This window comes from Methylobacterium endophyticum, assembly GCF_050591105.1.
Taxonomy (GTDB): Bacteria; Pseudomonadota; Alphaproteobacteria; order Rhizobiales; family Beijerinckiaceae; genus Methylobacterium.
In genome coordinates this window covers 1-15144 of record NZ_JBNHES010000003.1, presented here as the reverse complement: position 1 = coordinate 15144, position 15144 = coordinate 1, and the positions used below count along the sequence as shown (strand labels likewise).

Here is a 15144-nt window from a genome sequence, read left to right as displayed (position 1 = left end):
AGCCCTTGAGGGGGCGAGGCAATCGCGACTCGGCAGGGCCAGGATTCGAGTCGGATCGCGCCGCGCGGAGTCAAGGACCGCCCTGAGAAACCCGTGGACAACTTCGCCGGATCGGGGATGATGGATACGTGATTCGAGGCGCAGTTCGTTCCCGCCGCGAAGCGCTCACCGTCCAACACGAGGTAAGGCCATGCCGGAGGCGGATTCCGCTTCCTTCTCCGCGCGTGCGGATTCGCTGCTGACGCTGCGCCGCTCGGTGCAGGCGGACAGGAGCCTGTCCGACCGGGCGGAGGTCTGGCTGCGCGGCGCGGTGCCGGGCGCCCTGCTGATCTTCCTCGTGGGCCTCGTCGGCTTCAGCCTCCTCCACCTGCGGCTCCAGCGCGAGGACATCCTGCGCGCGGCCACGGAGGAGATGGGGGCGTTCACGCGGCTCGCGGCGGGCGCGCTCCAGCTCTCGCCGGAGGGCGGGGAATCGGATTCGGACCGCCTCGGCGCCCTGATGCCGCGCGATGCGGCCCCGGCGGGGCGCCACCTGCTGCTGGTCTCGCCGGGCGACAGGATCGTCGCCGCCCATCCCGCGCTGCCGGGCTCCCCCGCGACCCTGAGCCAGGCCATCGGCGACGCCGAGACCCTGAGCACCTTCGGCGAGCGCGCCGGCGTGGTGCGGCTCGTGCTGCCCGACGGGCGCGAGGCGCTCGGCGCCATGCACCGCCTGCCCGGCGACGAGCGCCGCATCGCCGTGGTGCAGACGGTGGAGCCGCTCACCGCGCGCTGGAGCGAGCACATGCTCCAGCAGATCCTGATGCTCGTCGCCACCGGCATCGTGGTGGTCGGCATCGGCGCCGCCTATGCCCTCCAGAGCCGGCGGGCGCAGGCCGCCGACCGCCTGCGCGAGCGGATCGAGAAGCGCCTCGACACGGCGCTGGAGCGCGGCGGCTGCGGCCTCTGGGACTGGAACATCGCCACCGGCAAGATCTACTGGTCCGATTCCATGTACGGGCTGCTCGGCTACGGCCGGGCCGGGGCCTTCATGGATTTCGGCACCGTCAACGCCATGGTCCACCCGGAGGACGGCGACCTCTACACCCTCGCCCGCAGCCTCGCCGCCAGCCAGACCACCGTCGACCACGCCTTCCGCGTGCGCAACGCCCATGGGGCCTATGTCTGGCTGCGCACCCGCGCCGAGATCGTGCCCGACAAGGCCGACGGCTGCCGCCATCTCGTCGGGCTCGCCGTCGACATCACCGAGCAGCGCGCCCTGATGGAGACCACCGCCACCGCCGACATGCGGCTGCGCGACGCCATCGAGGCGATCTCCGAGGCGTTCGTGCTGTGGGATACCGGCAACCGGCTGGTGCTGTGCAACTCGAAGTTCCGCCATCTCCACGCGCTGAGCCCCGAGGACGCGCAAGCCGGCCGGCGCTATGCCGAGATCATGGGCCGGGGCGTTCTGCCGCAGATCCGGCGCGAATTGCCCGACCGCGAGCCCGCCGGGGCCACCTCCCGCACCTTCGAGGCCGAGCTGGCGGACGGCCGCTGGCTCCAGATCAGCGAGCGGCGCACCAAGGACGGCGGCTACGTCTCGGTGGGCACCGACATCACCAACCTGAAGCGCCAGCAGGACCAGCTCGTCGCCTCCGAGCGCGAGCTGATCCAGAGCGTCAACGAGCTGCGCGCCTCCCGCAAGACGCTCGTGCTGCAAACCCACCAGCTCGCCGACCTCGCCGAGCGCTATCTCGACCAGAAGGCCGCCGCCGAGGGCGCCAACCAGGCGAAGTCGGAGTTCCTCGCCAACATGAGCCACGAGCTGCGCACGCCGCTCAACGCCATCATCGGCTTCGCGGAGCTGATGCAGAGCGAGGTCTACGGCGCGCTCGGCTCCTCCCGCTACTCGGAATATTGCGGCGACATCCGCGAGAGCGGCCACTACCTGCTCTCGGTCATCGACGACATCCTGCACATGTCGCGCATCGAGGCGCGCAAGGTCCGGCTGGACCGCCGCCCGATCCCGGTCGAGACCGGCGTGAAATCGGCGCTCAAGCTCGTCCAGCGCGCCGCCCGCCAGAAGCATGTCGACCTGCTGATCGACCTGCGGCCCGGCCTGACGCTGCTCGCCGACGAGCGCGCCCTCCAGCAGATCCTCGTCAACCTCGCCGACAACGCCGTGAAGTTCACGCCCTCCGGCGGCCGCATCACGGTCCGGGCGCGCTCGGCGGGCGACAATATCCACCTCTTCGTGGAGGATACCGGCATCGGCATACCGGCGAGCGCCCTGCCGGGCCTCGGCCTGCCCTTCACGCAGGTGGAGAACAACCTCACCCGCAGCCACAAGGGCTCGGGCCTCGGCCTCGCCATCGCCCGCTCGACGGCGGAGCTTCACGGGGGGGCCCTGCGCCTGCGCTCGCAGGAGGGCGTCGGCACCATCGCCTTGGTGCGCCTGCCCGCCGCCACCCGCGAGCGGGTCGAGGCCCTGGCGGCGGAAGCCTCCCGGCAGACCGTCGCCGAGATCAGGGTCGCGGCCGGCGCCAGCCTCCCCCGCCCGGAGATCGAGGCGCGGACCTCACCCTAACCCAGCAGCGTCTCGAACAAGGCCCGCACCTCGGCGCGCTCGGCATCGAGCCCGGCGATCAGCGTCCTCGCGTCGGGCAGGCCGGAGGCCAGCGCGAGCCGGGTCGTCGCCACCGGCGACGCGGAAGACGGATCGCCCTCCACCATCAGCCGCTGCCAGTGGTGAACGTCGTCGAAGCGCCGGTAGGCCGCCGAGAGCGTGCCGGCATCGGCGTGCGGGAGCAGGCCGTGCCCGGCCGCCCGCTCGATCGCGCCGGCGGGGTCGAGACCGAGCAGGTCGGGATGGCGGGCACCGTGCGCCAGCAGCAGGGCCTGGGCGAGGAAATCGATGTCGAGCAGGCCGCCCGGCGCGAGCTTGAGATCGAGCGGGCCGCCGTCGCCCTTCTCCGCTTCCACCAGGGCGCGCATCTCGCGCACGCCGCGCCGCACCTCCGCCGGATCGCGCGGGGCCAGCAGGGCCGCGCGGACGATCGCCTCCGTCTCCGCCGCGAGGCTCTCGTCGCCGCAGATCACGCGGGCGCGGCTCAGCGCCATGTGCTCCCAGAGTTCGGCCTCGTCGTCGAGATAGGCGCCGAGGCTGCGCGCCTGCGTCGCGATCATGCCCTGGCCGCCGCCGGGACGCAGGCGCAGGTCCACCTCGTAGAGCCCGCCGCGCCGGGTCGGCGCGGTGAGCGCGGCGACGAGGCGCTGGGTCAGGCGGTTATAGGCGACGGCGGCGTCGAGAGGCTTCGGCCCGGCGCTGCTGCGGTTCTGCGGATCGAAATCGTAGAGCACCGCGAGGTCGAGATCCGATTCCGCCGTGAGCTGGCGCGAGCCGAGCCGGCCGAAGCCGAGCACCACGACGCGGCCCCCCGGCACCGCGCCGTGCTCCGCCGCGAAGGCCCGCGAGACCGCCTCCAGGGAGGCGGCGACGGCCGCGTCCGCGATGGCCGAGAAGGCCCGCCCCGCCCCCTCCGGCGCCAGGATGCCCGAGAGTAGCCGGGCGCCCGTGACGAAGCGCATCTGGCGCGCCGCGTCGCGGCTGCGGTCGAGGAACTCCTCCATCGCGGCCGGCGCGCCGACGAGGCCGCGATACTGCGCGGCGAGCGTCTGCGCATCGGTGGTCGGATCGACGAAGGCCGGATCGATCACCGCGTCGAGGACATGCGGGCTGAAGGCCACGGTGTCGGCGAGCCGGGGCGCGCTGCCGAGCAAGTCGGCGAAGAGCGCGCGCAGGCGCTCATGCGAGCGCAGGATGGTGAGAAGCTCGACGGAGGCCGGCATCCGGCCGAAGGCGCGGTCGAGGGCGGCGAGCGCCGCGTCGGGATCGGGCGTGCCGCCGAGCGCCTGCATCAGGGCCGGTACGAGTTCCGTCAGCACCTCGCGGGCGCGCGGGCTGCGCACCGCCGGGCGGCGGCCGAAATGCCAGCCGCGCACCGTCTCCACCGCCTGCTCGGGCTGGCGGAAGCCGAGCGCCCGCAGGGTCGCCAACGTCGCCGGATCGTCGCCCGAGCCGCTGAACACGAGATCGCCCATGCCCGAGGAGAGGTCCGGCTCGGCCTCGAACAACAGCGCGTAATGGGTCTGGACCGCCCGCGCGTGTGTCAGCAAGTCGGCCTCGAAGGCCGGCAGGTCGGGAAAGCCGGAGAAACGGGCGAAGCGCTCCAGCTCGGCGGGATCGGCGGGCAGGCGCTGGGTCTGCTCGTCGCGCAACATCTGGAGCCGGTGCTCGATCGTGCGCAGGAAGCGGTAGGCGTGGCTGAGCGCGTCGCGGGCCTCGGCGCCGATCCAGCCCTCCTCGGTGAGGCTCCCCAGCATCTCGACGGTGCGGCGTCCGCGCAGGGCCGGGCGGCGGCCGCCGAAGACGAGTTGCTGCGTCTGCACGAAGAACTCGACCTCGCGGATGCCGCCGCGCCCGAGCTTGATGTCGTGGCCGGCCACCGCCAGCGTGTCGTGCCCGCGCACGGCGTGGATCTGGCGCTTCATCGCGTGCACGTCGGCGATGGAGGCGAAGTCGAAATACTTGCGCCAGACGAAGGGCGTCAGCTCCTTCAGAAAGCGCTCGCCCGCCGGGATGTCGCCGGCGATGGCGCGCGCCTTGATGAAGGCGGCGCGCTCCCAGTTCTGGCCCAGCGTCTCGTAATAGACATAAGCGGAGTTCAGCGACATCGCCGTCGGGGTCGAGCCGGGATCGGGACGCAGCCGGTAGTCGACCCGGTGGACGTAGCCGTCCCCCGTGCGGTCCTGGAGCAGGCGCGCGACGCCCTGCGCCAGCCGGCTGAAGAACGGCGTCGGCTCCAGCCCCTCCTTGAGCCGGGGGCTCTGCGAATCGAAGAAGACGATGATGTCGATGTCGCTCGAATAGTTGAGTTCGTGCGCGCCGAGCTTGCCGAGGCCGAGCACCACGAGCCCGGAGTCTCGCTGCGGCTCGGCGGCATCGACGGGCAGGAACCGCCCGGCGGCGGCGGCCTGCGCGAGATGCGCGTCGAGCGCCGCCGAAACCGAGGCGTCGGCGAAGTCGGAGAGCGCCCGCGTCACCGTCTCCAGCGGCCAGACGCCGCCGATATCGGCGAGCGCCACGAGGAGCGCGTGCGCGGCGCGGTTCCGGCGCAGGCGCGCGCCTATGCCGTCGAGGTCGACGGCCTCGCCCGAAGCGGGGCGTCCGGCGGCGGCCTGATCGGTCACGAGCGCCGCGTTCGACTCCTCGGGCGAGGTGTCGAGCAGTCGAGCCGCCAGCTCGGGCTCGCGCGAAACGATCTGCCAGAGGAAGGGGGAATGGTCGGCGAGCCCGAGGAGCAGCGGCGCAGCCCGCTTGTTCCTGCGGAGCGAGGCCGGCAGCTCGGCGAGCCGCGCGCGCGCCGTCTCCGCGTCGGAGAGGACGGGCGCCGCGCTCAGGCGGTCGATCAGGGCACCGCTCATGCCCCCTCCCCGGCGGCGGGCAGCGACAGGACGACGCGCAGGCCCGGCCCGTTGTCGAGGAGCGTCAGGCTCGCCTGATGGAGGCGCGCCACGGCGGCCACGAGGCTAAGGCCCAGGCCGAAGCCCGGCCGGGAACGGGCGTCCTCCAGCCGCACGAAGCGGCTCAGCACCCGCTCGCGCTCCCCTTCCGGGATGCCCGGCCCGTGATCGGCGACGCTCAGCACGATCCTGTCGCCCTCCCTTTTCGCTTCGAGGGCGACGCGGCCGCCCTCGGCCCCGTATTTGATGGCGTTGTCGAGGAGATTGGCAAGCGCCTGCCCGATCAGCTCGCGGCTTCCCCGCACCACGAGCCCCTCCCCGGCGGCGACGTCGAGGGTCAGGCCGCGCTCCTCGGCGAGCGCCTCGTAGAGCTCGCCGACCTCGGCCGCCGCCCGGCCGGCATCCACGGGCGCCAGCGGTCCGGCGGAGGCGCCGGCCTCCAGCCGCGCGATGGTGAGCAGCGCGTTGAAGACGCGGATCAGCCCGTCGCTCTCCTCGATCACGCTGTCGAGGGCGGCGCGCAACGCCTCCGGCGTCTCGGCGGTGCGCAGCGCCTCGTCGGCGCGGTTGCGCAGGCGGGTGAGCGGAGTCTTGAGATCGTGGGCGATGTTGTCCGAGACCTCGCGCATGCCGCGCATCAGCTCGCCGATGCGCTCCAGCATGGCGTTGAGGTTGCCGGCGAGCCGGTCGAGCTCGTCGCCGTTGCCGGCGAGCGTGAGGCGCCCGTCGAGATCCCCCGCCATGATGGTGCGGGTGGTCTCGGTCATGTCGTCGACGCGCTTCAGGACGCGGCGCGCCACGAAGAACCCGCCGAGCACGCCGAGCACCACCACCAGCGCCAGCGACGAGCCGAAGGCCCGCCCGATCACGGCGCGCAGCCGGTCGCGCTCCTCGACGTCGCGGCCGACGAGGAGCCGGAATCCGCCGGGCAGGGTGAAGATGCGCATGATGGCGCGGTGCTCCAGCCCGGTCGCCTCGGCGCCGCGATTGTAGGACGCCTCCACGAGGCCCGGCGAGGACAGCAGCCCCTCCGGCACCTCGCCGACATTGCCGGCGACGTGCTGCCCCTGCGGCGTCGTCACCAGGTAGAGCGAGGCGCCGGGCTCGCGCGAGCGCCGCTCCACCACGGTGATGAGCCGGCGAAGTCCCCCGGCATTGTACTGCTCGGAGAGCCCGTTGATCTCGGCGTCGATGGTCGAGACGATCTGGTCGTCGAGCACCCGCCGCGCGTTCCAGGCGACGTAGCCGAGCGCGAAGAAGGCGAAGGCCGCGAACACCACGAGATAGGCGAGCGAGAGCTTGAACGCCGTGGTGCGGAACAGCTTCTGGAAGCGGGCGAAGAGCCCCTCTCTCGCGCGTCCTTGTGCGATCGCCGGCGCCGTCACGCGCCGCGCGCCTCGTCGGCCCGCACCATGTAGCCGGCTCCCCGGATCGTGTGGATCAGCGGGCGCTCGAAGCCCTTGTCGACCTTCGCGCGCAGCCGCGAGACATGCACGTCGATGACGTTGGTCTGCGGGTCGAAATGGTAGTCCCAGACATGCTCCAGCAGCATCGTGCGGGTGACGACCTGACCGGCATGCCGCATCAGGTATTCGAGCAGGCGGAACTCGCGCGGCTGGAGCAGGATCTCCTGCCCCGCGCGGCTGACGCGGTGCGAGAGCCGGTCGAGCTCCAGCTCGCCGACCCGGTAGGCGGTGGCCTCGGCGGTCCCCGGCGCGACGGCGCGGCGCCGGGCCAGCACCTCGGCGCGGGCGAGAAGCTCGGAGAAGGCGTAGGGCTTGGGGAGATAGTCGTCGCCGCCCGCGCGCAGGCCCTTCACGCGGTCGTCCACCTGCCCGAGCGCGGAGAGGATCAGCACCGGCGTCGCCAGCCCCTGCTCGCGCAACGACCGGATCAGGGAGAGCCCGTCGAGCTTCGGCAGCATCCGGTCGACCACGAGCACGTCGTAGTCGCCGCCCTCGGCCATCGCGTAGCCGTCGAGCCCGTCCAGCGCGGTGTCGGCGGCATGGCCCGCCTCGCGGAAGGCCTTGGCGAGATAGGCGGCCGCCTCCCGGTCGTCCTCGATGATGAGCAGGCGCATGGAGTCGCTCGGCGGAACCCGGTCCTGTGTCCGTGATCCGCCTTGGCGCAAAGAATCGGCGCTGTCGAGGAGAGCCATGAGACGATCCCGGCGGTCGGAGTCCGCTCACTCCCCGGCCGTCCGGGGAGGGCTCCCGAGCCGCGATCCTCGGCGGTCCCCTCTTACGGCGGGGTCGCGGCGGCGTGACGGTTCGGTAATCTCGCCGACGCGTCCGGCTCCAGCGAGGCCGCCGGCGACGGCCCGAAGACCCGGAAGGTCCTGCGGCCGGCGGCCTTGGCGGCATAGAGCGCCGCGTCGGCCTGGACGAACAGGTCGGACGCCGTCGCGGCGCCGGACCAGGCGATGCCCACAGAGCCGCCGAGGCGAAAAAGCCCTCCCGCGCCCTCCACCGGCTGCCCGAGCGCCTCGACGATGCGGCCCGCGAGCGCTTCGGCCGCCCCCGGCGCGAGACCGGGCCCGAGCAGCACGGCGAACTCGTCGCCGCCGATGCGCGCGATCAGGTCGGCCTCCGCGCAGACGCCTCGGAGGCGCAGCGCCGCCTCGCACAGGCACTCGTCGCCGATGGCGTGGCCATAGGTGTCGTTGATCTGCTTGAAGCCGTCGAGATCGACGAGCAGCAGGGCCCCCGTCCCGCCCTGCCCGGCGAGGGCGCCGAGACGGCTCTGGAACTGCGTGCGGTTGGCGAGGCCGGTCATCACGTCGAACTCGGCGAGGTAGCGGGTGCGGTCCGCGAGGGTCTTCTCCTCGGTGATGTCCTGCTTCATGCCGAAGATGCGGACCGGAACCCCGTCCTCGCATTCCACCGTCGCCGTCAGGCGGATCCAGCGGTGCCGCCCCTCGAAGGTGACGATCTCCGCGTCGAGGGTGAAGCCACCGCGCTCGGCGATGGCCCGGCTGCGGGTCCGTTCGAGGAGGGCGCGGGAGGCTTCGGGGTAGCAGGCAAGCGCGCGGCCGCGCTCGATCGGCGCCCCGCGCGGCAGCTCGAAGATGTCGTAGACGCCGTCCGTCCAGCTCAGGGTCTCGTCGGGCAGGGAGCATTCCCAGACGCCGATCCGCGCGGCGGCGGAGGCCCGCTCGAACACCTTGCGGCTATGGGCGAGGGCGGCGGCCTGCTCGGCGATCAGCCGGCCCTGCCGGTCGGCCTGCCGCCGCAGATCGGCGATGGCCGCCGCGTCGCGGCGGCGGGCGAGGAGCAGGGCGGCCTCGCCCGCGAGATCGGCCAGCCGGCGCATCGCCGCCTCCGTCAGCCGCCGCGTGGCGTCGTCGGCGAGGATCAGGATGCCGAGCGGTTCGTCCGGCCGCAGCGCGAGGGGAATCGCGGCGCAGATGCGAAGCGAGGCGGGGTCCTCCCCGTCGAGGCACGGCCCCGCCGCCTCGACGGAGGCGCCCGCGACCCCGATGACGGCGGCCCGGACACCCAGGAGCATGCGGACGCGGATGAGGAACAGGTCGAGCTCGGCGTCGGACGCGGTCACGCCGGGGTCCGCAGGGGACGGCTGCGGCGCGGGAGCCGCGTTCCGAATCCGGCTGCCATCGCTCATGGGATCGGGTCTGACCGCCTCGGAATCGTTTTGGCGACGAAAGCCAAGCTATAGCAGCCGCGCTTTAAGATTTCATAGCGCGGCCGATCTTGATCCACCGGCACTATCCAGAATGCAGGCGGATCGCCGATGGCTCTTCGGTCTCGTGAAACGCGTGGTCCGACAAGGCTTGCGGAAAGCGCGTGCCCCCCATGCGCGGGGATGAACCATGCATCGGATCGGTCGGCCGCACTTGCCTCAAGCCTCGCCGTAAGCCATCATCCCCTCGTCCGCTAAACGCGATGCGGGAGAGCCCAGCCGCTCTTCTTGCAGGAACGGTATGGCGCCGACGGAGCAACCGCCCCCGGAAACTCTCAGGCACAATCACCGCATCGTTGGACAATCTGGAGAGAGGCGCGTGAGCGAGCGCGCCCACCGAAGGAGAAACCTCAAGGGTCTCGGGCCCGTGGGGGAAGCTCTCAGGTAACCGCGACAGATGGGGGTGTTGGCCTCGGGCCGCGTCACAGGCGCGACCGGGGCGGATACCGCCGTCTTGGAGCGCCCAGTGACTACCCATCCCACCTCCGACGAAACGCCGGCCTGCGCGGCCGACGCCCTCGAGCGCACGCCGCTCCACGCCTTCCATCTGAGGCGGGGCGCCAGGATGTGCGCCTTCGCCGGCTACGACATGCCGGTGAACTACCCCCTCGGGGTCCTGAAGGAGCATCTGGCGACCCGTACCGGCGCCGGGCTCTTCGACGTGTCGCATATGGGCCAGATCGCCCTCGTCCCGCGCTCCGGCGACGTGGCCGACGCTGCAAGGGCGCTCGAAACGCTGGTTCCGGCGGACATCGTGGGTCTCGCTCCGGGCCGGCAGCGCTATGCGCTCTTCACGAACGCCGATGGCGGGATCCTCGACGACCTGATGGTCGCGCGTCTGGCCGACCGGCTCGTGCTCGTGGTCAACGCCGCCAACAAGGCGGCCGACGAGGCGCATCTGCGGCGCTCCCTTCCCGAGAGCGTGGAGATCCGGCCCCTCCATCGCGCGCTGATCGCGGTGCAGGGCCCCGGCGCCGAAGCGGCGCTCGGGCGGCTCGCGCCGGAAGCCGCGTCGATGCGCTTCATGGACGCGCGCGAGATCGATGTCGGCGGCGAGCGCTGCCTCGTCTCGCGCTCCGGCTATACCGGCGAGGACGGCTTCGAGATCTCCGTCTCGGAGGGTGAGGTCGAGCGCGTCTGCGAGGCGCTGGTCGATGCCGGCGCGGTGCCGGCCGGGCTCGGCGCCCGCGATTCGCTGCGGCTGGAGGCGGGCCTGTGCCTGCACGGCTCCGACATCGACGGGACGACCACGCCGGCCGAGGCCGCCCTCGGCTGGGCGATTCCCGCCTCCCGCCGGACGGGCGGCGCGCGACCCGGCGGCTTCCCCGGCACCGAGCGCATCCTGCGCGAACTCGCGGAAGGGCCCTCGCGCCGCCGCGTCGGGCTCGCCTCGGAAGGCCGGGCGCCGGTGCGCGCCGGGGCCGAACTCTTCCTGTCGGAGGAGGACGCCGCCCCGGTCGGGCGCGTCACCTCCGGCGGCTTCGGCCCCACCGCCGACGCTCCCGTCGCCATGGGCTATGTCCCGGCCGCCGCGAGCGCCCCCGGAACGCGGCTCTTCGCCGAGGTTCGCGGCCGGCGGCTGCCCGTCGTCGTCGCCAAGCTTCCCTTCGTCCCGGCCGGCTTCAAGCGAAGCTGAGCTCTGAGAAAAGGACTCCTCCCATGCTGCGTTTCACCGAAGACCACGAGTGGCTGCGTCTCGACGGCGAGGTCGCCACGGTCGGCATCACCGCCCATGCCGCCGAGCAACTGGGCGACCTCGTCTTCATCGAGCTGCCGAAGGTCGGCGCGAGGCTGAAGAAGGGCGAGGCGGCGGCGGTGGTCGAATCCGTCAAGGCCGCCTCCGACGTCTACGCCCCCGTCGATGGCGAGGTGATCGAGACGAACGAGGCGGCCGTCGCCGAGCCGGCCTCGGTCGGCGCCGATCCGCAGGGCGAGGGCTGGCTCTACAAGGTCCGGCTCTCCGATCCGTCCGCGCTCGACGCGCTGATGGACGAGGCCGCCTACGCGCAGATCGCGAAATGACGGCGCGGAGGTAAGCCGATGAGCCTCGACAAATACGATCCCTACGATTTCGCCAACCGCCGCCATATCGGCCCGACCAAGGCCGAGATCGATGCCATGGTCGCGGCGGTGGGGGCGGAGAGCCTGCATGCGCTGATCGACGAGACCCTGCCGCCCGGCATCCGCCAGACGGAGCGGATCGACTTCGGCGCGTCCCTCTCCGAGCGGCGCTCGCTGGAGCGCCTGCGGGCGGTCGCGAACAAGAACCGGCTGCTCGTCTCGCTGATCGGTCAGGGCTACCACGGCACCACGATGCCGCCGGCGATCCAGCGCAACATCTTCGAGAACCCGGCCTGGTACACCGCCTACTCCCCCTACCAGCCGGAGATCAGCCAGGGCCGGCTCGAGGCCCTGCTCAATTACCAGACCATGGTCTGCGACCTGACCGGGCTCGCCGTCGCCAACGCCTCGCTCCTCGACGAGGCGACCGCCGCCGCCGAAGGCATGGCGATGGCCCGCCGCGTCTCGGCATCGCAGGCGAGCGCCTTCTTCGTCGACCGGAACTGCCTGCCGCAGACCATCGCGGTGCTGAGGACCCGCGCCGAGCCGTTCGGCTGGGAGATCGTCGTCGGCGATCCGTTCTCGGAGATGGATCCGACCCGCGTGTTCGGCGCGCTCTTCCAGTATCCGGGGGTCGAGGGCGCGATCCACGACTTTTCGGCACCGATCGCGTCGCTGCACGAGACGGGCGCCGTCGCCGTCGTCGCCGCCGACCCCCTCGCCCTGACGCTCCTGAAATCCCCCGGCGAGATGGGGGCCGACATCGCGGTGGGCTCGACGCAGCGCTTCGGCGTGCCCATGGGCTACGGGGGCCCCCATGCCGCCTACATGGCGACGCGGGACGCGCATAAGCGCACGCTCCCCGGCCGGATCGTCGGCGTGTCCGTCGATGCCAAGGGCCAGCGCGCCTACAGGCTCGCGTTGCAGACGCGCGAGCAGCATATCCGCCGCGAGAAGGCGACCTCCAACATCTGCACCAGCCAGGTGCTGCTGGCGGTCATCGCCTCGATGTACGCGGTGTTCCACGGCCCCCAGGGGCTCAAGGCGATCGCGGCCCGCGTCCATCGCGACGCCGTGCGTCTGGCGGAAGGGTTCGAGGCAGGCGGCTTCGAGGTCGCGCCAAAAACCTTCTTCGACACGATCACGGTGAAGGTCGGCGCCTTCCAGAAGCTCATCCTGGCCCGCGCCGTCGAGAACGGCGTCAATCTCCGCAAGGTCGGCGAGGACCGCATCGGCATCACGGTGGACGAGCGCACGCGCGAGCACGTCATGGAGGCGGTCTGGCGCGCCTTCGGGATCGAGCGCTCCGTCGACCTCGACACCTGGCCCGAGCCGAGGCTTCCCGAGCCGCTCCTGCGGACCTCGGAATACCTAACCCATCCGATCTTCCACATGAACCGGGCCGAGACCGAGATGACGCGCTACATGCGCCGCCTCGCGGACCGGGACCTCGCCCTCGACCGGGCGATGATCCCGCTCGGCTCCTGCACGATGAAGCTCAACGCCACGGCCGAGATGCTGCCGATCTCCTGGCCGGAATTCTCCGAGATGCACCCGTTCGTGCCGCCCGATCAGGCGGAGGGCTATCGGGAGCTGATCGCGGACCTGTCGGCGAAGCTCTGCGCGATCACCGGCTACGACGCGATCTCCATGCAGCCGAATTCCGGGGCGCAGGGCGAATATGCCGGGCTGATGGCGATCCGCCGCTACCATCGCTCGCGCGGCGACCATCATCGCGACGTCTGCCTGATCCCCTCCTCCGCCCACGGGACCAACCCGGCCTCCGCGCAGATGGCGGGCATGACGATCGTCGTCGTCGGGGCCCGACCGGACGGGGATATCGATCTCGACGATTTCCGCGCGAAGGCGGAGCGGCACGCCGAGCGTCTGGCGGCCTGCATGATCACCTACCCCTCGACGCATGGCGTGTTCGAGGAGCATGTTCGCGAGATCTGCGACATCGTCCACGGCCATGGCGGCCAGGTCTATCTCGACGGGGCGAACCTGAACGCCCTCGTCGGCCTGGCGCGTCCGGGCGATGTCGGCGCCGATGTGAGCCACCTCAACCTGCACAAGACCTTCTGCATCCCGCATGGCGGAGGCGGGCCGGGCATGGGGCCGATCGGGGTCAAGAGCCATCTCGTCCCGTTCCTGCCCGGCCACCCGGAGACGGGCGGCGAGGGAGCGGTCTCGGCCGCGCCCTACGGCTCGGCGTCGATCCTGCCGATCTCGTGGAGCTATTGCCTGATGATGGGCGGGCGCGGCCTCACCCAGGCGACGCGGATCGCGATCCTTAACGCGAACTACATCGCCGCGCGGCTGAAGGGCGCCTATCCGATCCTGTTCAACGGCAGGAACGGGCGCGTCGCGCATGAATGCATCGTCGACCTGCGGCCCTTGCAGAAGAGCGCCGGTGTCACCGTCGAGGACGTGGCCAAGCGCCTGATCGATTCGGGCTTCCACCCGCCCACCATGAGCTGGCCCGTCGCCGGGACGCTGATGATCGAGCCGACGGAGAGCGAGACCAAGGCCGAGATCGACCGCTTCTGCGACGCCATGCTCGGCATCCGCGAGGAGATCCGGGCGATCGAGGAGGGGCGGATCGACAAGCAGGACAACCCGCTCAAGCGCGCGCCCCACACGGTGCACGACCTGATCGGCCCCTGGGAGCGGCCCTATAGCCGCGAGGCCGCCTGCTTCCCCGCGGGATCGCTCGGCATCGACAAGTACTGGCCGCCGGTCAACCGCGTGGACAACGCCTATGGCGACCGCAACTTGATGTGCTCCTGTCCGCCGCCGGACGCCTATGTCGCGCCGCCGGTGGCGGCGGAATAGCGGATGGCGTGCTTCGAACGGGGACGGAGTCGCACCCGTCCCCGTTCGGAGACTGCGCTGAAGGCTTCCGGCATCTCGGACGTGGCGGCGGGAGGGCGGTGGCCGCCCTCCTCAGAACGGCTTCACGACCACCAGGACGACGATCGCGATGATCGCCAGGGCCGGGACCTCGTTGAGCAACCGCAGGGTGCGGTCCGCATAGGGGCGCTCTCCCCGGCTCATGCGGCGCGCCGTGGCCGAGGCCCAGCCGTGATAGCCGGACAAGGCCACGACCACGGCGAGCTTGGCATGCAGCCATTCGGCTCCGGCGAACCCGTAGCTCAGCGCCAAGGCGAGCCCGAACAGCCAGGACAGGACGAGGGAAGGCGCGAGGATCACGCGCTTCAGGCGCGCCGTCCGCTCCGACCAAAGGCGCTCCTCGCCAGAGCCCGGTGCAGTGGCGGATTGATAGGCGAGGTAACGCGGCAGCGCGAACAGGCCGGCCATCCAGAAGATGACCACCACGACATGCGCGGCCTTCACCCAAGGGTACGCATCGCCCAACCAGCCAACCATCGATCCGTGGTCCTCATATCGCCCCGCCGGCCGAGGAGCAGCGGCACCCGACAGGTTCAATCCGACCGAGGCTTACGCGCGCGTCTATCGCTGGGGCAAGGCGTTCCGGCTGCGGGGCGGACATGAGAAAAGCCGGCCAGGGTTTTCCTGACCGGCTTTTCTTATTCGGTAATTTTGGTTGCGGGGACAGGATTTGAACCTGTGACCTTCAGGTTATGAGCCTGACGAGCTACCGGGCTGCTCCACCCCGCGGCAAGGGTTTGGTCCGGGTTTTGTTGCCTTTGCGGGACATGCTGCGCTTGGACGGTGTTTTGTCCAGTGCGGGCGTCCGGCTTTGGCATCCGGTCCGATCGGTGTCGTGTGAGAGGGAGTGTGTTTTTGGATTTGCGTTGTGCGGGTCTGGCGGCGACCGACTCTCCCGTGTCTTGAGACACAGTACCATGGGCGCTGGTGTGTTTAACGGCCGAGTTCGAGATGGGATCGGGTTCT

At 71.3% G+C, this 15144-nt stretch carries 9 protein-coding genes, 1 tRNA gene, 1 rRNA gene and 1 riboswitch; of the genes, 4 read left to right on the top strand and 7 right to left on the bottom strand.

The window, feature by feature from the left end; genetic code table 11:
- The first annotated feature begins 190 nt into the window (after positions 1-190).
- Positions 191-2569, top strand: coding sequence for a PAS domain-containing sensor histidine kinase (locus ACP56T_RS04515; RefSeq protein ID WP_430910928.1), 2379 nt, complete (start codon positions 191-193; stop codon positions 2567-2569).
- On the opposite strand, the gene ACP56T_RS04510 is transcribed toward ACP56T_RS04515, so the two are convergent.
- From ACP56T_RS04510 to ACP56T_RS04495, 4 genes are all read right to left on the bottom strand, one after another.
- On the bottom strand, positions 2566-5466 hold the full coding sequence (locus ACP56T_RS04510) for a bifunctional [glutamine synthetase] adenylyltransferase/[glutamine synthetase]-adenylyl-L-tyrosine phosphorylase (protein ID WP_430910927.1): 2901 nt from the start codon (positions 5464-5466) through the stop codon (positions 2566-2568). The genes ACP56T_RS04515 and ACP56T_RS04510 overlap by 4 nt on opposite strands.
- Entirely contained in the window at positions 5463-6890 is a 1428-nt protein-coding gene (locus ACP56T_RS04505; protein WP_430910926.1) for a sensor histidine kinase, read from the bottom strand. The genes ACP56T_RS04510 and ACP56T_RS04505 overlap by 4 nt, the downstream gene beginning before the upstream one ends.
- Positions 6887-7585: a winged helix-turn-helix domain-containing protein gene (locus ACP56T_RS04500; RefSeq protein ID WP_430910925.1), complete on the bottom strand. Its 699-nt coding sequence runs from the start codon at positions 7583-7585 to the stop codon at positions 6887-6889. Before ACP56T_RS04500 ends, ACP56T_RS04505 begins: the two co-directional genes overlap by 4 nt.
- A 161-nt stretch (positions 7586-7746) precedes the next feature.
- On the bottom strand, positions 7747-9060 hold the full coding sequence (locus ACP56T_RS04495) for a diguanylate cyclase domain-containing protein (RefSeq protein ID WP_430910924.1): 1314 nt from the start codon (positions 9058-9060) through the stop codon (positions 7747-7749).
- Between the two features lie 340 nt (positions 9061-9400).
- A riboswitch (glycine riboswitch) is annotated at positions 9401-9505 on the top strand.
- A 165-nt stretch (positions 9506-9670) separates the two neighbouring features.
- Here ACP56T_RS04495 and gcvT point away from each other — a divergent pair.
- The 3 genes from gcvT to gcvP are packed head-to-tail and all read left to right on the top strand — an operon-like array spanning position 9671 to position 14100.
- The gene (gene gcvT, locus ACP56T_RS04490) at positions 9671-10840 is read left to right on the top strand and encodes a glycine cleavage system aminomethyltransferase GcvT (RefSeq protein ID WP_472853153.1); all 1170 of its coding nucleotides are present in this window, start codon (positions 9671-9673) and stop codon (positions 10838-10840) included.
- Between the two features lie 23 nt (positions 10841-10863).
- On the top strand, positions 10864-11226 hold the full coding sequence (gene gcvH, locus ACP56T_RS04485) for a glycine cleavage system protein GcvH (RefSeq protein ID WP_430910923.1): 363 nt from the start codon (positions 10864-10866) through the stop codon (positions 11224-11226).
- 18 nt (positions 11227-11244) lie between these two features.
- Positions 11245-14100: an aminomethyl-transferring glycine dehydrogenase gene (gene gcvP, locus ACP56T_RS04480; protein ID WP_430910922.1), complete on the top strand. Its 2856-nt coding sequence runs from the start codon at positions 11245-11247 to the stop codon at positions 14098-14100.
- A 111-nt stretch (positions 14101-14211) separates the two neighbouring features.
- Here the strand turns inward: gcvP and ACP56T_RS04475 are convergent, their stop codons facing one another.
- From ACP56T_RS04475 to rrf, 3 genes are all read right to left on the bottom strand, one after another.
- Complete coding sequence (locus tag ACP56T_RS04475; RefSeq protein WP_430910921.1) at positions 14212-14655, bottom strand: CopD family protein; 444 nt, start codon at positions 14653-14655, stop codon at positions 14212-14214.
- Positions 14656-14830: 175 nt separating this feature from the next.
- A tRNA-Met gene (locus tag ACP56T_RS04470) sits at positions 14831-14907 on the bottom strand.
- 145 nt (positions 14908-15052) lie between these two features.
- Positions 15053-15144, bottom strand: a 5S ribosomal RNA gene (gene rrf, locus ACP56T_RS04465); the annotation flags it as partial.